General features: G+C 65.1%; 18 protein-coding genes. 12 read left to right on the forward strand and 6 right to left on the reverse strand.

All coding sequences use genetic code 11. From position 1 onward, the window contains the following. Positions 1–66: 66 nt before the first annotated feature. The 3 genes from E3T29_RS00305 to E3T29_RS00315 all read left to right on the forward strand — a co-directional run bounded on the left by E3T29_RS00305 (position 67) and on the right by E3T29_RS00315 (position 3286). Positions 67–1452, forward strand: coding sequence for an FAD-binding oxidoreductase (locus tag E3T29_RS00305; protein WP_104129998.1), 1386 nt, complete (start codon positions 67–69; stop codon positions 1450–1452). A 31-nt stretch (positions 1453–1483) separates the two neighbouring features. Further along, positions 1484–2731, forward strand: coding sequence for a PrsW family intramembrane metalloprotease (locus E3T29_RS00310; RefSeq protein WP_134343612.1), 1248 nt, complete (start codon positions 1484–1486; stop codon positions 2729–2731). 183 nt (positions 2732–2914) lie between these two features. Then, positions 2915–3286: an FKBP-type peptidyl-prolyl cis-trans isomerase gene (locus E3T29_RS00315; protein ID WP_104197031.1), complete on the forward strand. Its 372-nt coding sequence runs from the start codon at positions 2915–2917 to the stop codon at positions 3284–3286. Positions 3287–3301: 15 nt separating this feature from the next. Here E3T29_RS00315 and E3T29_RS00320 read toward each other — a convergent pair whose 3' ends face one another. Continuing rightward, positions 3302–3547, reverse strand: a complete 246-nt coding sequence (locus tag E3T29_RS00320; RefSeq protein WP_134343686.1) for a DUF167 domain-containing protein — start codon at positions 3545–3547, stop codon at positions 3302–3304. Between the two features lie 69 nt (positions 3548–3616). Beyond that, a complete protein-coding gene (locus E3T29_RS00325) occupies positions 3617–4060 on the reverse strand; it encodes a pyridoxamine 5'-phosphate oxidase family protein (protein WP_134343613.1) in 444 nt (147 codons plus the stop codon). A 207-nt stretch (positions 4061–4267) separates the two neighbouring features. On the opposite strand from E3T29_RS00325, the gene E3T29_RS00330 reads away from it, so the two are divergent. Further along, positions 4268–6019, forward strand: a complete 1752-nt coding sequence (locus E3T29_RS00330; protein WP_134343614.1) for a BCCT family transporter — start codon at positions 4268–4270, stop codon at positions 6017–6019. A gap of 36 nt (positions 6020–6055) precedes the next feature. Here E3T29_RS00330 and E3T29_RS00335 read toward each other — a convergent pair whose 3' ends face one another. Together E3T29_RS00335 and E3T29_RS00340 are read right to left on the reverse strand one after the other, a co-directional pair. Further along, positions 6056–6322: a protealysin inhibitor emfourin gene (locus E3T29_RS00335; RefSeq protein WP_092340977.1), complete on the reverse strand. Its 267-nt coding sequence runs from the start codon at positions 6320–6322 to the stop codon at positions 6056–6058. 9 nt (positions 6323–6331) lie between these two features. After that, the gene (locus tag E3T29_RS00340; protein WP_134343615.1) at positions 6332–7483 is read right to left on the reverse strand and encodes a M4 family metallopeptidase; all 1152 of its coding nucleotides are present in this window, start codon (positions 7481–7483) and stop codon (positions 6332–6334) included. Positions 7484–7552: 69 nt separating this feature from the next. On the opposite strand from E3T29_RS00340, the gene E3T29_RS00345 reads away from it, so the two are divergent. Genes E3T29_RS00345 through E3T29_RS00355 form a run of 3 tightly spaced genes read left to right on the forward strand, consistent with a single transcriptional unit; the run spans position 7553 to position 12546 of the window. Beyond that, on the forward strand, positions 7553–8437 hold the full coding sequence (locus E3T29_RS00345; protein WP_134343616.1) for an LLM class flavin-dependent oxidoreductase: 885 nt from the start codon (positions 7553–7555) through the stop codon (positions 8435–8437). A 59-nt stretch (positions 8438–8496) separates the two neighbouring features. Next, the gene (locus tag E3T29_RS00350; protein WP_134343617.1) at positions 8497–9606 is read left to right on the forward strand and encodes an AI-2E family transporter; all 1110 of its coding nucleotides are present in this window, start codon (positions 8497–8499) and stop codon (positions 9604–9606) included. Between the two features lie 57 nt (positions 9607–9663). Next, positions 9664–12546, forward strand: coding sequence for an aminotransferase (locus E3T29_RS00355; RefSeq protein WP_134343618.1), 2883 nt, complete (start codon positions 9664–9666; stop codon positions 12544–12546). A 1-nt stretch (position 12547) separates the two neighbouring features. On the opposite strand, the gene E3T29_RS00360 is transcribed toward E3T29_RS00355, so the two are convergent. After that, positions 12548–12880, reverse strand: coding sequence for an ATP-dependent DNA ligase (locus E3T29_RS00360; RefSeq protein ID WP_134343619.1), 333 nt, complete (start codon positions 12878–12880; stop codon positions 12548–12550). A 206-nt stretch (positions 12881–13086) separates the two neighbouring features. Between E3T29_RS00360 and rpsO the strand changes: the two genes are divergently transcribed. From rpsO to E3T29_RS00380, 4 genes are all read left to right on the forward strand, one after another. Continuing rightward, a complete protein-coding gene (gene rpsO / locus E3T29_RS00365; protein WP_092112143.1) occupies positions 13087–13356 on the forward strand; it encodes a 30S ribosomal protein S15 in 270 nt (89 codons plus the stop codon). 168 nt (positions 13357–13524) lie between these two features. Then, on the forward strand, positions 13525–15039 hold the full coding sequence (locus tag E3T29_RS00370; protein ID WP_134343620.1) for an amino acid permease: 1515 nt from the start codon (positions 13525–13527) through the stop codon (positions 15037–15039). An 87-nt stretch (positions 15040–15126) separates the two neighbouring features. Continuing rightward, complete coding sequence (locus E3T29_RS00375; RefSeq protein WP_092340986.1) at positions 15127–15837, forward strand: extracellular solute-binding protein; 711 nt, start codon at positions 15127–15129, stop codon at positions 15835–15837. A 19-nt stretch (positions 15838–15856) separates the two neighbouring features. Further along, positions 15857–16663, forward strand: coding sequence for a hydroxypyruvate isomerase family protein (locus tag E3T29_RS00380; RefSeq protein ID WP_198417696.1), 807 nt, complete (start codon positions 15857–15859; stop codon positions 16661–16663). Here the strand turns inward: E3T29_RS00380 and E3T29_RS00385 are convergent. Continuing rightward, the gene (locus E3T29_RS00385) at positions 16653–17579 is read right to left on the reverse strand and encodes a GAF domain-containing protein (RefSeq protein ID WP_166792296.1); all 927 of its coding nucleotides are present in this window, start codon (positions 17577–17579) and stop codon (positions 16653–16655) included. The two genes, E3T29_RS00380 and E3T29_RS00385, sit on opposite strands and share 11 nt — an antisense overlap. Before the next feature lie 638 nt (positions 17580–18217). Between E3T29_RS00385 and E3T29_RS00390 the strand changes: the two genes are divergently transcribed. Further along, positions 18218–20506: a polyribonucleotide nucleotidyltransferase gene (locus E3T29_RS00390; RefSeq protein WP_134343622.1), complete on the forward strand. Its 2289-nt coding sequence runs from the start codon at positions 18218–18220 to the stop codon at positions 20504–20506. The last annotated feature ends 9 nt before the right edge of the window (positions 20507–20515 follow it).

Here is a 20515-nt window from a genome sequence, read left to right on the forward strand (position 1 = left end):
CTGTCACGATCGGGCGCGGGGTGGTAGCGGAAATCAGACATGGGTGCTCGTCGATAGGCTGGGGGAATGAACGCACTGCTGCGCCTCCAGTCCGAGCTTGGCGACATCGTCAGCACTGCACCACTCGACCTCGCGGCCAGCCGCACCGACAAATCCGGCTGGATCGCCGACGGTACCCCCCTCGCCCTGGTGCGTGCCACCACGGTCGCCCACGTGCAGGCCGTGCTGCGCATCGCCACCGAATGCCGGGTGCCGGTGGTCACCCGCGGCGCTGGAACGGGACTGTCCGGCGGAGCCTGCGGCACCGACGGTGCCATCGTGCTGAGCGTGGCCGGGCTCACCCGCATCCTCGAAATCAACGCCGACGACGAACTCGCCGTCGTGGAGGCCGGAGTGATCAACCAGCACCTCAACGACGAGCTCGCGAAGCAGGACCTGTGGTTTGCCCCCGATCCGGCCAGCAAAGCCATCTCCACCGTCGGCGGCAACATCGCCACGAACGCCGGCGGCTTGCTCTGCGCCAAGTACGGCGTCACGCGGGAGGCGGTGCTCGGTCTGACCGTCGTACTCGCCGACGGCAGCCTGCTGCACACCGGGCACCGCACGGTCAAGGGCGTCACCGGTTACGATCTCACCGCGCTGCTCACCGGCTCCGAGGGCACCCTCGGCGTCATCGTCGAGGCGACCGTGCGGGTGCGCGCGCTCACGGCGGGCGCCGTTGCCACGATCGGTGCGGTTTTCGACACGGTCACGGCGGCGGCCGCAGCCAGCGCGGCGATCACGGCCGCACGCATCCGCCCCGCCGTGATGGAACTGATCGATCCGGTCGCGCTCGGTCTAGTCGCCGCCTACCTGGGGCCTGAGGGCTCGGCCGGTCTGCCGCTCGGTCGCGGCGCATTCCTGCTGGTGCAGACCGACGGTCCGGCGGCGCTCGCCGAAGCCGAACAGGCCGTTGCCGTGCTGCGGGCGGCAGGAGGCGAAGCCAGCCTGTCAACGGATGCTGCCTCCGGCGACCGCCTGCTGGCCATCCGCCGCGCCATGCACCCAGCCCTGGAGCAGTTCGGCCGGGTGCTGATCGAGGACGTGTCCGTACCGCGCTCGCGCATGGCCGAGATGTTCGCCGCGATCGCCGAGATCAGCGCCCGCACCGGCATCCCCATCCCCACCGTCGCCCACGCCGGTGACGGCAACCTGCACCCGAACTTCGTCATTCCCCGTGGCGGGGAAGCGGATGCGGCGGTGCCCGACGAGATCTGGGCCGCCGCCGACGAGATGTTCCAGGCCGCACTCGCCCTCGGCGGCACGCTCACCGGCGAACACGGCGTCGGCGTGCTGAAACGTCGCTGGCTGCGCGATGAGATCGGCGACACGAGCCTCGAGCTGCAACGCCAGCTCAAAGCGGTCTTTGACCCGCTCGGTCTTCTGAACCCCGGCACCATGTTTGCCGCCTGAGCTGGGCCGCCCGGGCAGGTATTCTCGAACAATGAGCCTCGACCAGCCACCGGGCCAGCAGCCAGCCCCGCAGCAGCCATCCCAGCAGCAGCCCGTGCAGGAGAGTCCGGCCCCGGTGCAGCCGGTTTGGAGCCAGCCGGTACGCCCGTCTCGCGCCGGCCCGATCGTACTGGCCGTGATCGGCATTGTGCTCGCCGGGCTGGCCCTGCTCGCCGTGTTCTTGTACCTCACCACGTTCCTCGGTGCCGGCGCCCTGCTGGTCGGGCTGATCCTGGCGCTTCTGCCGCTCACTGTCGTGCTGCTCGCGGTGCGCTGGATCGACCGCTGGGATCCGGAGCCGCGGCCGGCCCTCATCTTCGCACTGCTGTGGGGTGCCGGCATCTCCATCGTCACCGCACTGCTCTTCGACCTTGGCGTTCAGATCACGATCGCGGCCAGCTCGGGGGCACTGACCGGGAGTGATTTCGCATCCGCTGTCATTCAGGCCCCGATCGTGGAGGAAGTCGCCAAGGGATTCGGCATTCTCGTGCTGTTCTGGGCGGTTCGGAGGCACTTCGACGGCCCGGTCGACGGCGTCGTCTACGCCGCGACGATTGCGGCCGGCTTTGCGTTCTCCGAGAACATTCAATACTTCGGCCTGGCCATGACCGAGGGCAACGCGCAGGGCCTCGGCATCACGTTCTTGCTGCGCGGGGTCTTCTCGCCGTTCGCGCACGTCACGTTCACGATCTGTACCGGGCTCGCCCTCGGGCTGGCCGCACGGCGCAGCGCGAGCAAGGGCGGCGCGGTCGGCTATATTCTGCTCGGCCTCATCCCCGCGATCCTGCTGCACGCACTGTGGAACGGTTCCACTTTTGTGCTGAGCGGTGATGCCTCCGTGCTCATCTACTACGCGGTCATACAGGTGCCGCTGTTCATCGTCGCCATTCTCGTCGTGGTGTTTCTCCGCCGGCAGGAAGCCCGCATCACCCTGCGGCGGCTGCACGAATATTCGCAGGCCGGCTGGTTCACCGCCGCGGAGGTTTCGATGCTCGGCACGGGCGCCGGCCGACGTCAAGCGCTCGCCTGGGGCCGACGGCAGCAACGACCCAAGAAGATCGCCATGCGCCTGTTCATAGCGGATGCGACCCGCCTCGCCTTCGTGCGTGACCGCCTGGTGCGTGGCCAGAGCACGCCGGCGCTGCACGCCCACGAGGCTCGCCTGCTCGGACGGTTGATGAATCATCGGGCCGATGTGCTGGGGCAGGTGCGGCCGGGTACGGCACCAGCGGTATCGTAGGCGCGGAACCAACAGAAACTCGCCGCTTCGGTGGTGTGGCGGTGCCGACGACTCTCCCGATGCGACGAGTTGGTGTACACCAAGAGTGCACCCGCGAGCGGTCCGGCGCAAGCATTATTTTTTTCGACCTGCCAGGTGGGTCGCCGGTGTGCATTTCTCCGCCCGATCCGGTTGGATGGGGGTATGACTGATTTGAATTCCAAGCCCGAAATTGACTTCCCGGAGGGCGCTGCGCCCGAACAACTCGAGATCACCGATGTCGTCGTCGGTGACGGTGCCGAGGCTACCGCTGGCGCTACCGTCGATGTGCACTACCTCGGCGTCGAGTTTGCGTCCGGCGACGAGTTCGACTCGTCCTGGAACCGCGGCCAGTCGATCAACTTTCCGCTGCGCTCACTCATCGCCGGCTGGCAGGAAGGTATTCCCGGCATGAAGGTCGGCGGCCGTCGCAAGCTCGTTGTACCCCCGCACCTCGCCTACGGACCGGCCGGTTCCGGACACCGACTGTCCGGCCAGACCCTGATCTTCGTGATCGACCTGCTCGGCGTGAGCTGAGTCGTTCGACCCTGATTACGAGCGGTCGATGCGCAGGTGTTTGATCTTCGAGGTGTGACCGCGGATGATGCTCACGTCGCGTTTAGCCACCTTGAAATGCTTGGCCAGCAGAGCCACGAGGGCGTCGTTCGCGGCGCCCTCCACGGCTCGCTGCTGCAGAAAGACCGTAACGGATGCGTGTTCCGGCGTATTCTCCGGGTCGTCCACCACGAGCGGACCCTTGCGGCTGCCGGGCTTCACGTGCACCGTGAGATTGAGCATGGCGGGCACGGCACTCCTGTTTGCCCCGGTTCGTGGTGAGGGGCGCTCGTTAACGCTAACGTGCTGAGGCTAGAGCAAAGCCGCCGTTGGTTCCGGGCCGAGTAGAAAACGCCGTCCGGTGATCGACTCCGGCACGATCTCGACGAACACCGGCTTGACCGTGGGGATCAGCGGCCGTAGCGGCAGGGCGGCGGCGGCGTCGATCTCCCGCTGGGTGTCGAGCGCTCTGGCTGTTCCGTGCACGACGACGCTCCACGCGTCGTCGCGACCCACGCCGTCCGTTTCGAACGCGACTCGGTTGTTGACCGTGAGCTCGATCAGTTTGGTGCCCGACGCGGTGCGAAACAGCAGGTGCCGGTCGGCGGCCACAAAATTGACCGGAAAAATATCCGGGATGCCACCGACGGCCACGGCGAGGCGGCCCAGACTGGCCGACAGTAAGGCATTCCAGCATTCCTCTTCGCTGAGATTCTGCACGGCCGATGCAGCCGCGTTCACGTCGTTGAAAGTCATGGTCCATCGTCACACGCCCCGAGCCTCAGGGCGAGCGGGAGAAGCGCGTTTTGCACGCTGGCAGGCAAACACTGGCACCGAAAACATATTGCCCCAGTGCAGGGTGGTTTGCCTGTAAGCTGGAAATTTGCCCAGCGGGGCAGGTACCTGGCGGTGCCAGAGCGGTTCCCCACCGCGCCGCAATCTATTCTTTGAGAAAGTTCCACAGTGAGTGCATTACCCGAAGTACCGGCGAAAACGCCGCACAGCAGTTCACCCAAAGCCCGTCGTTTCGTCGTTCCGGCCCCCCGAGTGTTTTATCCGGCACTCGGCATCATTCTGGCCGTCGTCATCGTGGCCATCGCTTTTCCGGTGCGCACGGGCAGCGTTCTTGCCCTGCTGCAGGGCTGGGTGGTGGCCGGCCTCGGCCCGTACTATGTCGTCATCGTGGCGGCGTTTGTGGTCTTCGCCATCTGGATGGGCCTCAGCCGCTTCGGCGACATCAAGCTCGGCAAAGACGATGACGAACCCGAATTCGGTCTGACGAGCTGGTTTTCGATGCTCTTCGCTGCCGGGATGGGTATCGGCCTGGTCTTCTGGGGCGCCTCAGAACCGCTCACCTTCTTCACGACACCCAAGCCCGGGGTGACCGGCGATTCCGCAGATCTCGCCTCCGCCGCGATGTCGCAGACCTTCCTGCACTGGGGGTTCCATGCTTGGGCCATCTACGCCGTGGTCGGCCTGGCCTTGGCTTACTCGATCCACCGCAAAGGACGTCCGGTCTCGATTCGCTGGGCCCTCGAGCCGCTTCTCGGTACCAAACGGGTCAAGGGTCGTCTCGGTGACGCGATCGACGTGATCGCCATCGTCGGTACCCTGTTCGGTGTCGCGACCTCTCTCGGCCTCGGCGTCAAGCAGATCGCCGCAGGCCTCAGCTACCTCGGCGTGGTCGGCGACGTCACCAACACCCTGCTCGTGGTTTTGATCGTCGTGATCACCATCATCGCGACGGCCTCTGTGGTCAGCGGCGTCGGCAAGGGCATCAAGTGGCTCTCCAACATCAACCTCGGCATGGCCGGCCTGCTGCTCGTGGCCGTGCTGCTGCTCGGCCCCACAATGTACCTGCTGCGTCTGCTGGTGCAATCGGTCGGCGGCTACTTTCAGAACGTGGTCGGACTCACCTTCGATACCGGAGCTTTCACCGGCCAGGCCGGCCTTGACTTTCAGGGCGCCTGGACCGTCTTCTACTGGGGCTGGTGGATCTCCTGGGCACCGTTCGTGGGCGTGTTCATCGCGCGCATCTCCCGTGGACGCACGGTACGCCAGTTCATCGCCGGCGTGCTGCTCGTTCCGACCTTGGTCACGTTCGTCTGGTTTGCGGTCATGGGCGGCAGCGCCATCCGTCAGGCCTGGGAGGGCGACGGCGGTGGTCTGTTCGACCCCAAGGTCGGCATCATCCCCGAGAACGTACTGTTCAATTTTCTGGGCACCCTGCCGTTTGGCGTGATCCTCTCGGTGATCGCGGTCATCGTCATCGCGATCTTCTTCATCACCTCGGCCGACTCGGGTTCACTCGTCATCGACATGCTGGCCTCTGGCGGAGACACCAATCCGCCCAAGTGGAGCCGCATCATGTGGGCCAGCCTCAGCGGGCTCGTGGCTATCGCCCTGCTGTTGGCTGGCGGACTGGCCGCCCTGCAGACCGGCGCGATTCTGACCGCTATTCCGGTGAGCATCGTCATGATCGGTATGTGTATTGCCATCTACAAGGCGTTCCGCATCGAGCACGAGGTTCTGGTGGCTGCCGAACGCCGTCAACGCCGGGAGGAAATGGCCCGCCGCATCGGCAAGACCGTCACCGCGCACCTCGAGGAGAACTTCGACGACCACTTCGGTGAGCAGGTCGACGGCCACATCGAGGCAGCGCTGACCGACGATCCGGCCCGCCGACCGCGTTGGGGTCGTCGCCCGAAGGCCTGAGACCTGAACCGGGACAGGGTGTGAGACGGGCAGCCGCTACATGCCGTTGGCTGCCCTGACCCGGTTGACCAGATCGCGCCACGGACCGTTCACCTGGGGTTCGGCGAGCACTACCTCGTGCGGGGCGCACCGAATGCGGTAGGCGAACCGGTCCGGGGTGGCCTCGCTGTCGGTGACGTCGTCCCAGGGCAGGGAGTTCAGGAACTCAGCCCAGGTATTCGGGTCGGGCTGTTCTTCAACTCGCACTTCCCAGGTCAGGCGGATTCCCGCCGTCCCGCCGCTGCGGGAGACGATGACTTTCATACCGCGATGCTACTCCGGTGGCCGGGGTACGCCTGGCCGGCTCGGGGGTGGTGGCGGGGCTGGTTGCTGGGGAAGCGGCGACGGAATCGCTGCCACCACGCCCACCGTCGCCCACGCGCGCATTACTGCGTCGTGGGCGGCACCGCCATTGCCGTAGAGACGCGCCGCGGTATCGGCCGTGGCCGCGGCAAACGCCGCGAAATCGCTCGTGCTGGCCAGCGCACCGCCGGTGAGAGTCTCGTACCAAATGTGGCCCGGTGTCTCCCAGGCGTTGCCGTCGAGGGCATCGGCGACCAGATAGAACGCCCGGTTGGGAATGCCTGAATTGAGGTGCACTCCACCGTTGTCGTCCTCGGTTTCGACGTACCCGGCCATGGTGTCTGGCTGCGGATCTTTGCCGAGCACATCGTCGTTGTATGCGGTACCTGGCGCTTTCATTGAACGCAGGGCCACGCCCTCCACCTGGTCGGTGAACAGCCCTTCCCCGATCAACCAGCTGGCCTCGGCCGTCGATTGGTTCTTGACGTGCTGCTCGACCAGGGCACCGAACACGTCGGAGATGGATTCGTTGAGCGCCCCCGACTGGCCCTGGTAGGTGAGATTGGCGGTGAACTGGGTGACTCCGTGGGTGAGCTCGTGCCCGATCACGCTGGGCGAAATCGTGAAGCGAGTGAAAACCTGCCCATCACCATCGCCGAACACCATACGTTCGCCATCCCAGAAGGCGTTGTCGTACTGCTTGCCGTAGTGCACGGTCGCATCCATGGGCAGTCCGTTGCCGTCGATGCTGTCGCGCCCGAACTGCGTCCAGAACAGGTTCTGGGTGGCCCCGAGCCCGTCGTACGCCTCGTTCGTGGCCGGGTCGGTGCCGGCAGGCTGGCCCTCGGCGCGCACCCGGCGACCCGGCAGGCGTTCCTGGCCACCGGCATCCGAAATGGTACGGTCAGACTCACCGGGGGTTCGAGCCGGCAGCGTGCGCGCCCCCGAGTAGGGAAACGGATGCGCCCCGCCCCGCAACTGGCGAATCTGCGAGTCCCGCAGCAGCGAGGCCCGGGCGGCCGCCGCGGCCTGCGCAAATCGGGGATCATCAAGTTTCGCCAGCCGCACCAGCAGGTAGGGCGGAACGATCGTGCACGTGGTGTGGAGCTCGCGAGTGTCCATGTGCAGAGTCTGGCACCGGCCGCCGACATTGCAACCGCGTGTTTTGGTCACGCTGAATAGACTCGCCTCATGCGCTTTGGAATCGTCATCCTTCCCCAGGACCCGTGGCCGGTCGCCCGCAGAAAATGGCTCGGCGCCGAGCAGTACGGCTTCGACCACGCCTTCACCTACGACCATCTGTCCTGGCGCTCACTCGCTGACGAGCCGTGGAACGCGACCATCCCCACCCTCACCGCCGCTGCGGCCGTGACCGAACGGATAGCACTGGGCACCTTTGTCTCGTCGCCGAACTTTCGGCATCCGGTGCCATTCGCTAAAGATGTCGCAACGGTCGACGACGTCTCGGGCGGGCGGTTTCTGCTCGGCATCGGGTCGGGCGGCACCGGTTTTGACGCGCGCGTGCTCGGCCAGCCGGAGTACACCCCCCGTGAACGTCACGCACGGTTCGCCGAATTCATCACGGACCTCGACCTGCTGTTACGCGGCGAAGAACCGGGCTCCACTGACGGAATCAGTTTCACCGGCGAGTGGTATACCGCCAAGAATGCTCGCATGGTGACACCGGGCGGCTCTGACCGGGCGCGCGTGCCGTTCCTGATCGCGGCCAACGGGCCGAGGGGTCTCGGGCTGGTCAGCCGGTTCGGGCAGGGCTGGGTGACCACCGGACAGGACGGTGTCGAGGGAGAAGAATGGTGGACCAGTGTGCGCGGCCTGACCATGCGCCTCGACGACGTCGTCAGCGGAGCCGGCCGCGACCCCGCCACGATTGACCGTTACCTCTCACTCGACAGCGGCGGAACATACTCCCTGCAGAGCATGAACGCGTTTGAGGATGCCGTCGGCCGGGCCGCCGAGCTCGGTTTCACCGACGTGATCAGCCATTGGCCACGCGAGCACGGCATCTACGCCGGCGACGAATCCATCCTCGATACGGTCGCGGCAACCCTGAACTGAATCGGCCAAAGAGGCCGGTCGATCGGGGTTTCCGGCCAGCGGATGTCTAGGCTGGTTTCATGCGCGCACACGACGACCCCAGGCCCATCGTTCCCCGCACCCCGCTGACTGATCGGCTCGGGTGGCTCGGCCTGCGCAGCGGCCAGATTCTGCTCGTCATCCTGCTGGCCTCCGTGGTCATCTTCGGCCTGGTGCAGCTGAAGCTCGTCGTCATCCCGGTTTTGATCGCGATCATCCTCGCCTCAGCGCTCAGCCCGGTGATCAACGGGCTACGCAAGCGCGGAGTCGCCGCCATCCTCGCCACCTGGATCACCCTGCTCGGCGGCATCGTTGTCTTCGGCGGAATCATCACCCTCATCGTTTTGGCGGTGCGTGACCAGTGGAACGAGCTGTTCTCCTCGGCCTCGGCGGGCATCGACCATCTTCAGCAGTTCCTGATCGACGGACCGATCCAGGTCGATGAGAAGCAGATCGACACGGCGCGCACCGCCGTCGTGGACTTTCTCACCAGCAGCCAGTTCGGTACCGGGGCGCTCGCCGGGGCATCCGCTGTGTTCGAACTGATCACCGGCGCGGTGCTGCTCGTGGTCATTCTGTTCTTCTTCCTCAAGGATGGCGGCCAGATCTGGAACTTCTTCCTCACGCCGTTCAAGGGCGAGCGGCTCGCCCGCGGACGCCGCATTGGCCACACCTCGCTGCGCGTGCTCGGCGGCTACGTGCGCGGCACCGCCATCGTCGCCGCTGTCGATGCCACGGCGATCGGTATCGGCTTGGCCATTTTGCAGGTTCCGCTGGCTCTGCCACTGGCGGTCATCGTGTTCCTCGGCGCGTTCATCCCGCTGATCGGCGCGACCGCGGCCGGCGTGCTCGCCGCCCTGGTGGCCCTCGTCGCGAGCGGTCCGGGCGTCGCGCTCATCGTCATCATCATCGTGATCGCGGTCAACCAGCTCGAGGGAAACTTTCTGCAGCCGGTCGTCATGGCGCAGTCCCTCAAGCTGCATCCGCTGGTGATTTTGGTCGGGTTGACCGCCGGAACCATTCTCGGCGGCATCGTCGGCGCCGTGCTCTCGGTGCCGATCGCGGCCGTCACCTGGGCCATCGCCAAGGCCTGGAACACCCCGGATGCCCCGCGCGCCATGCCGCCGAAGCGTCGCGTGCAAAAGCGCTGACCGGCATCCGTTCAACCCTGCTCGTGCCACCGCTGCCCCCTGCATGACTGGAGAACCATGACCGAGCAGAGCCCCTATCACCTGCCGCGCCCGCACCTGACGCCCGAGCAGGCAACCGAGCTGGTCCGGGACCGGTTCGGAGTCTCGGGCGTTGTCACCGAGCTCGGCAGTAATCAGGACCGCAATTTTCGGATCGAAACGGATGCCGGTTCCCTCGTTCTCAAAGTCGCCAACCCGGCCATCGTGACGGTGGAGCTCGAGGCTCAGAACGCTGCCCTGGGGCACCTCGCCAACCTGGGTCTCGACCTGCCCGCCGTGATAGCCGGGATCGATGGAGGCGAGGTTCAGCGTGTCACGATCGACGGGCAGAACCTCGACCTGCGCCTGTTGACATACGTCGACGGGCATCCGCTGACCGATGCCGTGCGTCTGTCGGTCGGGCAGATTCGCGCGCTCGGTGACGTGGCCGGGCGCCTGGTTCAGGGCCTCGCCGACTTCGAACACCCGGGAACGGACCGCTTGTCACAGTGGGATCTGCGGCGCGGCGGGGAGGTCATCGATGCCCTCCTCGGCTACGTTGACGACGACGTGCGCCGCGAACGGCTCCGCACCGTAACCGAGGTCGCACGGCAGCAGGTCGACCGCGTCGCGACCGACCTGCGCGTTCAGACCATCCACGGTGACTTGACCGACGACAACGTGGTCAGCCGCACCGACGCCGAGACGATCACCGGAGTGATCGACTTCGGGGACGTGGCCCAGGGCTGGCTCGTCGCCGAACTCGCCGCGACCTGCGCCTGCGTGCTGTATCGCAGTCCGCGGCATCCGCTCGCCGTCCTCGACGCAATCGAGGCGTTCACCCAGAGGGTACCGCTCACCGACACCGAACTCGCCGCCCTCTGGCCGCTGATCGTGCTGCGCACCGCGGTGCTCGTGGTGAGCGGCGAGCAGCAGGTGCACCTCGATCACGATAACGACTACGCCGACGCCAACCGCTCTCGCGAGTGGCTCGCGTTCGCCACCGCGGCGGAGCAAGACGGCGCAGAGCTCGAGGCCCTCATCCGTTTCGTGGTGACCGGCGAGCCGGCGCCGATCGTGGACACTGATCACCCCCTGGCGGGCACCGTCGACCCCGGTGCGATCATCGATCTGTCGGTCACCAGCGCAGCGTTCGACGCTGGAATCTGGCTCGAACCCGGCATTGACGGGCGCGTGGCAGCGGATGCCGCCGCCCGCTCAGGGCACGCAGTCACCCGCTACGGCGAGTATCGCCTGTCGCAGACCCGCATCGACACGGCCGAGGAGTCGGTCACCCTGGCCCTCGGGGTCGAGGTGTATCTGCCGGCCGGCAGCCCGGTGACAGCGCCGATCGACGGGACCATCGTGGTGGTGGATGCCGACACCGTGCGGCTCGAGGGCGCAGATTACGACCTGTGGCTGACCGGGGTTCACGGGGGAGGGCTCGACGGCCAGCGGATTCAGGCCGGATCCGGCCTCGGAACGACCGGCGCCCGGGTGACAGTGCAGGCCAGCCGGCTGCGCGGCATCCGCCCGCCGTTTTTCGTCGCACCCTCGGGTGCCGCGCAATGGCAGCGGGTCTGCCCCGACCCCTCAGCCCTGATCGGGCTGGAGACGGCCCGACCACTCGCCGACCCGGCCGCGCTGCTTGAGCGCCGTGATGCGTCGTTCGCGCGCGTGCAGGAGCACTACTACGCGGCCCCGCCGCAGATCGAGCGCGGCTGGAAGCACCACCTGATCGACATGCACGGGCAGAGCTACGTCGACATGGTCAACAATGTCACGACCGTCGGCCACGGACACCCGCGCATTGCCGAAGCAGCCCGAAGCCAGTGGTCGCTGCTGAACACCAACTCGCGTTTTCACTACGACGAGCTCGTGCGCTTCACCGAACGACTTGCCGAGCTCGCGCCGGACCCGCTCGACACCGTCTTCCTGGTCAACAGCGGCACCGAGGCCGTGGACCTCGCGCTGCGCCTGGCGCTCACGTACACTGGCCATGACACGGTACTCTCGGTGCGGGAGGCGTACCACGGCTGGTCGATGGCAGCGGATGCCGTCTCCTCCTCGGTCGCCGACAACCCCAAGGCCCTTCAGACCCGGCCAAACTGGGTGCATCTGGTCGAGGCGCCGAACGCCGTGCGCGGCAAGTATCGGGGCATGCAATCGGCGCCGCAGTACCTGAATGACCTCGATGGCGACCTGGCCGCCCTCGACGACGAGGGCCACAGCGTCGCCGCATTCATTGCCGAACCGGTGTTCGGTAACGCCGGCGGAGTGCTGCTGCCCGACGGCTACCTGACCGGCGTCTACGAGAAGGTTCGCGCCCGCGGCGGGCTCTGCATCGCCGACGAGGTGCAGGTGAGCTACGCGCGCCTCGGTCACCACTTCTGGGGTACTGAACAGCAGAACGTGGTTCCCGACATCATCACCATCGCGAAGGCGATGGGCAACGGGCATCCGCTCGGCGCGGTCATCACCCGCCGCGACATAGCCGATCGCTTCGCCCAGGAGGGATCGTTCTTCTCTTCGGCCGGCGGCAGCCCGCTCAGTTGCCGCATCGGCCTGACCGTGCTCGACATCATGCGCGATGAGGGCCTGCAAGGCAATGCCGAGGTCGTCGGCGGGCACCTCAAGCGGGGGCTGGAACAGCTCGGCGAACGGTTCGACCTGGTCGGCGCGGTCTACGGCATGGGGCTCTACCTCGGCGTCGAACTGGTGCTCGACCGGGTCGATTTCATGCCAGCCACCGCCGTGGCCGCCCGGCTCTGTGACGAATTGCTGTTGCGGGGCGTCATCGTGCAGCCCACCGGCGACTTCAAGAACGTGCTTAAGATCAAGCCGCCGCTCTGCCTCACCGTCGCCAGCGCCGACCATTTTCTGCACGCTCTCGAAGACGTGCTCGGCGAGCTCGCGGGCTGAGCTAGCGGCGTGTTTTCTCCGGGAGGGTTACCGTCGGGTCGGGCTCGGCGATGAAGACCAGTCCGCCGGCGCTGTTGGCCGAGAGCATGAGCGCTTCGATCCAGTCCCGATTGATCGACGGGATTCGGCTGCCGAAATACCGGTAGTAGAGCGTGCTCGTGGGGTCGAGCCAGATCGCGCTCCGGCCGCTGCCGACGTCGGCGGAATCGGTCCAGGTGAACACAAAACTTTCGCGCCGGCGCAGCTTGGTACTGATCACGATCTGCAAGTGCATGAGGGCGCGATCGTCGAAGGTGATCACGATGCCCGGATTGCCGTAAAGCAATGTACCCATACGTGCACCTCCTCGATTATTCCACCACTGTAGCGGTAGCCGGGGGAGGGGACAGACCGGCTCGTCGCCGACAATTCCCGCAGCGTGACCGCGTCGGCCGCCCACTCTGCTAAAGTATGAAGGTTGCCGTTCAACGGCCGCGGATAAAGAGAGCTCAGGCATTTGGCCAAGGGCACCGCGCAGTGAGAGAAAGGGGATCCCACTTTATGGCACTCGAACCAGATGCTAAGAAGGCGATCATCGAAAAGTACGCTACCCACCCAGGCGACACCGGGTCCCCGGAAGTTCAGATTGCAATGCTTACGCAGCGCATTCTCGACCTCACCGAGCACTTGAAAGAGCACAAGCACGACCACCACTCACGTCGTGGCCTGCTTCTCATGGTTGGTCAGCGTCGCCGTCTGCTCGGTTACCTGTCGGACATCGACATCACTCGGTACCGCACACTGATCGGCAGCCTCGGCCTGCGTCGCTAATTTCATGCAAGTAATTTGCACGGTGCGAACGCAGCGTTGATAACGCGAACTTCTTCACAACGGGTCGTCACCTTCGGGTGGCGACCCGTTGTGCGTTTGGCTGCCGAATGGGGGTAGAACGGAGTTGCTAACATAGGGGTTGGCAATAACGAACGGATACCACAACGCATGAGTCTCTGGCACACCAAGAGTATTGAAGATTCGATAGCAGACTCGCTGGAGAAGGGCCACAGCCTTAAACGCACCCTCGGTACCTGGGACCTCATGATCATGGGTGTCGCCGTGGCCGTCGGAGCGGGAATTTTCTCGGTCGGCGCCAAGGCCGCCGGCAGCTACGCCGGGCCCTCGGTCACCCTGGCCTTTCTGCTGGCCGCGTTCACCTGCGCGCTGGCGATCATGTGTTACGCCGAATTCGCCTCGGCCGTGCCCGTCGCCGGCTCCGCCTATACCTTCACCTACGCCACCCTCGGAGAGTTGCTGGCCTGGATTATCGGCTGGGACCTCATCCTCGAGATGCTCACCGCGGCCGCAGTAATCGCCAAATACTGGGGTATCTACCTGAGCACAGTGTTCGACCTGGCCGGCTGGAACGTCCCGTCCACGATCCAGGTGCTCGGTCTGGACGTCAGCTGGGGCGCCTTCGTCATCGTCGCGATCTTCACCACGCTGCTCGTGCTCGGCACCCAGCTGTCGGCCCGGGTCGCGAGCGTGTTCACGATCATCAAGGTCGCCATCGTCGTCTTCGTCATTATCGTCGGCGCCTTCTTCATCAACACGGCAAACTACAGCCCGTTCATTCCAGCCGAGGTGCCCACGACGGGCGGCGATGGTGATGTCTGGATGCAGTCCTTGTTCTCCTTCATGACCGGTGCAGCTCCCGCCCAGTACGGCCTGTTCGGGCTGCTCGCCGGTGCGTCCCTGGTGTTCTTCGCGTTCATCGGTTTCGACGTCGTGGCCACGAGCGCCGAAGAGGTCAAGAACCCGCAGAAGACCCTGCCGCGTGGCATCTTCGCGGGGCTCGCCATCGTCACGGTGCTCTACCTCGGCGTGAGTCTCGTGCTCACCGGGATGGTGCCGTACACGGTGCTGGCCGACGACCCGAACGCATCCCTCGCCACGGCCTTCGTCGCTGTCGGTGCCGGCTGGGCTGCCCAGGTCATCTCGATTGGAATCCTGGTCGGTCTCACGACGGTGATCATGGTGCTGCTGCTCGGCCTCTCCCGCGTGCTGTTCGCGATGAGCCGCGACGGCCTGCTGCCGCGTTGGCTGAGCGTGACGAGCGAGAAACGCCGCACTCCGGCGCGCATTCAGATTATCTCCGGCGCCGCCGTCGCTGTGATCGCCGGCCTCACCGACGTGGGTGTGCTCGAAGAAATGATCAATATCGGCACACTGTCGGCATTCGTGCTGGTCAGCATCGCCGTGGTCGTGCTGCGCAAGAAGCGCCCCGACCTGCCGCGCGCCTTCAAGGTACCGTTCTCACCGGTGCTCCCGATTCTCTCTGCCGTGCTGTGCATCTGGTTGATGCTGAATCTCACGACCCTCACCTGGGTGCGTTTCGCGGTCTGGTTGGTCGTGGGCTTCATCGTGTACTTCGCTTACGGACGCAGCCACTCCGTGCTCGGCATCAAGCAGCGTGCGGCCGCCAGCAACACTCTGGTCGACTCCTCCAAGCCGCTATAGGATACAAACTGCCCCTATAGTTGGAGTGCATCGGCAATATGTTCTCGCTGGGCCAGAAATTCCACCAACGACGGCAGGATGTCTATCATGAGCAACCCGATTGACACGAAACCGAGCGTCGTACTGTTCAGCGGCTTGGCGACTCAGAAGGCCCTCGAGGCCGAAATCTTCGCCGCGTTCACGACTGAAACAGGCATAGCGATCGATGCCCACTTCGACCCCACCACCGAACTGCAACGCCGCTTCGCGGCCGGCGAGCGGCCGGACATTGTCATCGTCGCGACCCCGGCCCTCGCGAGTCTGGCGGCCGACGGTGTCATCGACCCCTCAACCGTCGTCCCCCTGGTGACGACCGGCATCGGAATCGGCGTGGCCGACGGTGCCGACAAACCCGATATCTCGACCGTGCCGGCGCTCACCAGCGCACTGCGCAACGCCCGTTCGGTCGCCTACTCTCAGGCCGGTCAGAGCGGCATCTACTTTCGCACCCTGATCGAGCGACTCGGCATCGCCGCTGAAGTGGATGCCAGAGCCACGCCACTCGCGAAGGGGTTTACCGGCGTGGCCGTACGTGACGGCCGTGCTGATCTCGCGGTGCAGCAGCTCAGCGAGCTCGCCTTCGTGCCCGGAATTGCCATTGTCGGACCATTCCCCGACGAGGTCCAGCACCTCACCGAATTCGCAGCAGCCCTGAGCAACGCGGCGGCGGCGAAGCCGGAGGCGCTGGCGTTGCTGGAATTCTTGAACGGTGACGTCGCCCGCGCCGCCTACGAACGTAGCGGTCTTCGCGCCGTTTAGTGGCAAGTTGCATCCGCAGATGACTGTCGACGGAGAACAAACCATGCGCGAACTCATTCCGCTCCGCCTGGATGCGAACCTCAAATGGCTCTTCACGGAACGACCGTTTCTGGAACGCTTCGATGCCGCGGCCGCGGCCGGTTTCGCCGGCGTCGAATACGCGAACCCCTACGACTTTCCACTCGCGCAGTTGCGCCGGTGCCTGGCGGACGCCGGGTTGCACCAGGTGCTGATCAATACGCCAGGACCGTCTACGTTCGGCTACGCCTGCGTTCCTGACTCGGTCGGCGAATTCCGCGATGGCATCTCCCGATCCTTGGAATACGCCACTGGTCTCGGTGCGACGCGCATCCACGTCATGGGCGGCCTCGTGCCCGAAGGTGTGCGGTGGGATCGCGCATTCGCGACCTATGTCACCAACCTGGCCTGGGCGGCCGAGCAGGCGGCGTCGACCGACGTCATCCTCGTGCTCGAAGCATTGAATCAGGGAGATGCTCCCGGATTCGTGCTCGAGTCCGTAGAGCAGGCCGCTTCGGTCGTTGAAGCCATCGGCAGCGAGTCCCTCGGAATCCTCTATGACGTCTACCACGCCCAGGTGCAGCAGGGCGATGTGATCAGCCGCCTGCGCAATCTCTTTCAGCACGTTGCCCACGTGCAGATCGCCGACCCGCCCAGCCGGACTGAGCCGGGCACCGGCGAGATCGGCTGGGATTCGTTCTTTGCCGAACTGCGCACTCTTCGTTATGACGGATGGATCGGTCTGGAGTATCGGCCAGCCAAGGAGACCGTCGCTGGCCTGGCCTGGCGTGATGCCTTTACGATCTGATCGCCTGCAGTTCGTGCTGAATCATGAGGGCCAGTTGCCGCAGGAGCACGATGTCAGTATCCGCACGACTGCGTGGTTTTGGGTCGAACACGCACAGAATTCCGATTCGTTCACCCGACGGTGATTCGATCGGAAAACCCGCGAAAAATCGCATGAATGGGGGACCCGTTACGTAGGGCTTGCCGCGAAAACGCTCGTCTGTCTCGGTATCGCCCACGACGAGTGCTCCCGGCTGGATAACGACCGTCGCCGACATCGAATCGGATCTCGCCGGATTGACACCCGTGGGCCCAGCACTTGCCACCACTCGCAACCCGGAATGGTCGCGAAGCACGAAGGCCGCGGACTCGGTACCGAAGGACTGTTGCGCCAACGCGAGGACAGGATCAAAGTGTGATTCCACACCGGCTTCGACTTCGGGCGGCGCTGTGATCTGCACGGGACTGACCATGTTCGACCCGTGGCGGTCGTGGGCCAGATCGAGTCGAGCGGCCATTTCGCAGGCCAGGAATTCCCCCCACAGGCGGTAGTCCGACGAATTTCGATACCGGCCGGAGACCAAAATTGTGTTCTCCGTCAATGGTAGATAGACCGCTCGTAGGATGGATCGGCAGACGCGCTCCGTGCGCGCGGTCAAACGACGTGCGTGCGCGTTGGCGATGGACCCGAGCAAGCTGTCAAAAACCGGGATTGATCGAATCGGTTGGATGTCCATCACATACACGGACGTTTCGTTGGACGTTTCCCGTTCAAGGGCCCGGAGCAGGAGGCCCATGTTTCGCTCCCAGGCTTTTTCAGCGGTGAGATTCACGGCATCATTCACGCCGACAAACACGACGACCGCATTGATCCGGCTCAGATCTTGCCCAATGAGCAGATTCGGGAGTTCATCGAGAAGTCCAAACGGGTCGGCCACCAGGCTCACATCGGTGCCGCGGCCCGTTCGAGTCGATAGTGCACGGGCCAACGATCCGGGCAGGGCAAGATCGTGGCTTGTGACTCCCCAGCCGGAGGCGGGTCCACCGCCGAGAATGAGCACACGATCGCTGTTTGTCCCCGGCGAGTGCGCCTGTGGCGGTCCGGTTGGTCGCGGAACACTCGCGCTGTCCTGCAGAGCCAGTTTCACCCACGCGCGCATGATTCCGACAACCAGCAGTCGTCTGAGTCCCTGCACCGTCGCACCCTCATTTCAGTCCCTATCACTCTGCCCGAGACTCCGACCGTGCCCGCCGACTTGGTGGCACCAGTTCGGGGCTGATTCTGTGTCTGATAAGCTTGATGACGGTCCTTCTTTGGAAGCGGCCGAGCAACCGGAGCGCAACTGGCAGGAAGCTGGTCCTCGGTGGTGGTTTCCCAGACTCGCGTATTTCAGGCGCGCAGCTTCTGGTGAATTTCTACTGGTGGCCAGCAAAACGACAGTGTTTACACAGAGATTGTTGAAACGCGGCTTAGTCCTGCCTGGTCGAGCTCCTCGTCCCACTCGCCTGTCATACGGGCACGCGAGCCTTCGTCGCCAGCATGGCGAGAAGCAAACTTAAAGGAGAAAACCCCCACATGGAGGGTCCAGAAATCACGTTCGCCGAAACCGTTATCGATAACGGCAAGTACGGCAAGCGCACCATCCGCTTTGAAACCGGGCGCCTCGCCCAGCAGGCGCAGGGTTCTGCCGCCGCCTACATTGACGAAGAGACGATGCTGCTCTCCGCCACGAGCGTCAGCAAGCAGCCGAAGGACAACTTCGACTTCTTCCCGCTCACCATCGACGTTGAAGAGCGTATGTACGCCGCCGGTCGCATCCCGGGCAGCTTCTTCCGTCGTGAAGGTCGTCCCTCAACCGACGCGATCCTCACCTGCCGCCTGATCGACCGCCCGCTGCGCCCGTCGTTCGTCGACGGTCTCCGCAACGAGATCCAGGTCGTCATCACCGTTCTGGCCATCGAGCCCGACGAACTGTACGACGTGCTCGCTATCAACGCGGCCTCCATGTCGACCCAGCTCGCCGGCCTGCCGTTCTCCGGACCGATCGGTGGCGTTCGCGTTGCCCTCATTCCCGACGAGAACGGTGGCGGCCAGTGGGTTGCCTTCCCGAAGCACTCGCAGCTGGATGATGCCGTGTTCAGCATGGTCGTCGCCGGCCGCGTTGTAACGGACGCCGCCGGAGTGCAGGACGTCGCGATCATGATGATCGAGGCCGAAGCCACCGACGCCGCCTGGAACCTGATCAAGGGTGGCGCCATCGCGCCGAACGAAGCGGTCGTTGCCCAGGGCATCGAGGCTTCCAAGCCCTTCATCAAGCAGCTCGTCTTCGCGCAGCAGCAGGTAGCGGATGCCGCCGCCAAGCCCACCGCGGACTTCGCCCTGTTCCCGCCCTACCAGCCGGCCACCTACGACGCCGTCGCGGCGCTGTCGTACGACCAGCTGGCGACGGTCTACACGATCGCCGACAAGGTCGAACGTCAGAACGCCGACGACGCGCTCAAGGCATCCGTCAAGGCCGCCATCGCGGCCAAGGTCGACGCCGGCGAGCTCGACGCGAGCGCCAACAACCAGGTCAACGCGGCCTACAAGTCGGTCACCAAGCTCGTTGTGCGCTCGCGCGTGCTCAACGAGGGCATCCGCATCGACGGTCGTGGGCTGGCAGACATCCGTCCGCTCGACGCCGAGGTTGCGGTCATCCCGCGCGTGCACGGCTCGGCCATCTTCCAGCGCGGCGAAACCCAGATCCTGGGCGTCACCACCTTGAACATGCTCAAGCTCGAGCAGTCGATCGACTCGCTGAGCCCGGTCACCAAGAAGCGCTACATGCACAACTACAACTTCCCGCCCTACTCGACCGGTGAAACCGGTCGCGTCGGAACGCCGAAGCGTCGCGAGATCGGCCACGGAGCGCTCGCTGAGCGTGCCCTGGTTCCCGTGCTGCCGACGCGTGAGGAATTCCCCTACGCCATCCGTCAGGTTTCCGAGGCGCTCAGCTCCAACGGATCCACCTCGATGGGTTCCGTCTGCGCCTCCACCCTGTCCCTGCTGAACGCCGGAGTGCCGCTGCGCGCCCCGGTCGCCGGTATCGCCATGGGCCTGATCAGCGACACCGTCGACGGTCAGACCCGCTATGCGGCACTAACCGACATCCTCGGCGCCGAAGACGCCCTCGGCGACATGGACTTCAAGGTCGCTGGCACGAGCGAATTCATCACCGCGATCCAGCTCGACACCAAGCTCGACGGCATCCCCGCCTCGGTTTTGGCCGGCGCGCTGACGCAGGCGAAGGATGCCCGCACCACGATCCTCTCCGTGCTGAACGCGGCGATCGACGCTCCCGACGAGATGGCGCCCACCGCGCCGCGCGTCATCAGCGTGCAGATCCCCGTCGACAAGATCGGCGAGCTGATCGGCCCGAAGGGCAAGACGATCAACTCGATCCAGGACACCACCGGTGCCGACATCTCGATCGAGGAAGACGGCACCGTGTACATCGGTGCCGTTGATGGACCGTCGGCTGAGGCCGCACGCGCCCAGGTCAACGCCATCGCGAACCCGACCAACCCCGAGGTTGGCGAGCAGTTCCTCGGAACCGTCGTCAAGATCGCCGCGTTCGGTGCCTTCGTTTCTCTGCTCCCGGGCAAGGACGGTCTGCTGCACATCTCTGAGGTGCGTAAACTTGCTGGTGGCAAGCGCGTGGAGAACGTCGAAGACGTGCTCGGCGTCGGCCAGAAGGTTCTCGTGGAAATCACGAAGATCGATGACCGTGGAAAGCTCTCGCTCGCCCCGGTACTGGAAGAGGCTGCTGACACCGAGGGTCGCGCTGCGGCCTCCGACAGCGCAGACGCTTCGATCGAGGTCTAGTACTTACGA

Origin of the sequence: Cryobacterium sp. TMT1-66-1, assembly GCF_004403435.1 — a bacterium.
GTDB lineage: Bacteria > Actinomycetota > Actinomycetes > Actinomycetales > Microbacteriaceae > Cryobacterium > Cryobacterium flavum.

Coding starts and splice junctions, on each gene's coding strand:
- E3T29_RS00320 (WP_134343686.1), bottom strand. CDS start 3,547: ATGCTCAATCTCACGGTGCACGTGAAGCCCGGCAGCCGCAAGGGTCCG.
- E3T29_RS00325 (WP_134343613.1), bottom strand. CDS start 4,060: ATGACTTTCAACGACGTGAACGCGGCTGCATCGGCCGTGCAGAATCTC.
- E3T29_RS00310 (WP_134343612.1), top strand. CDS start 1,484: ATGAGCCTCGACCAGCCACCGGGCCAGCAGCCAGCCCCGCAGCAGCCA.
- E3T29_RS00305 (WP_104129998.1), top strand. CDS start 67: ATGAACGCACTGCTGCGCCTCCAGTCCGAGCTTGGCGACATCGTCAGC.
- E3T29_RS00390 (WP_134343622.1), top strand. CDS start 18,218: ATGGAGGGTCCAGAAATCACGTTCGCCGAAACCGTTATCGATAACGGC.
- E3T29_RS00355 (WP_134343618.1), top strand. CDS start 9,664: ATGACCGAGCAGAGCCCCTATCACCTGCCGCGCCCGCACCTGACGCCC.
- E3T29_RS00350 (WP_134343617.1), top strand. CDS start 8,497: ATGCGCGCACACGACGACCCCAGGCCCATCGTTCCCCGCACCCCGCTG.
- E3T29_RS00340 (WP_134343615.1), bottom strand. CDS start 7,483: ATGGACACTCGCGAGCTCCACACCACGTGCACGATCGTTCCGCCCTAC.
- E3T29_RS00345 (WP_134343616.1), top strand. CDS start 7,553: ATGCGCTTTGGAATCGTCATCCTTCCCCAGGACCCGTGGCCGGTCGCC.
- E3T29_RS00315 (WP_104197031.1), top strand. CDS start 2,915: ATGACTGATTTGAATTCCAAGCCCGAAATTGACTTCCCGGAGGGCGCT.
- E3T29_RS00375 (WP_092340986.1), top strand. CDS start 15,127: ATGAGCAACCCGATTGACACGAAACCGAGCGTCGTACTGTTCAGCGGC.
- E3T29_RS00370 (WP_134343620.1), top strand. CDS start 13,525: ATGAGTCTCTGGCACACCAAGAGTATTGAAGATTCGATAGCAGACTCG.
- rpsO (WP_092112143.1), top strand. CDS start 13,087: ATGGCACTCGAACCAGATGCTAAGAAGGCGATCATCGAAAAGTACGCT.
- E3T29_RS00335 (WP_092340977.1), bottom strand. CDS start 6,322: ATGAAAGTCATCGTCTCCCGCAGCGGCGGGACGGCGGGAATCCGCCTG.
- E3T29_RS00360 (WP_134343619.1), bottom strand. CDS start 12,880: ATGGGTACATTGCTTTACGGCAATCCGGGCATCGTGATCACCTTCGAC.
- E3T29_RS00380 (WP_198417696.1), top strand. CDS start 15,857: ATGACTGTCGACGGAGAACAAACCATGCGCGAACTCATTCCGCTCCGC.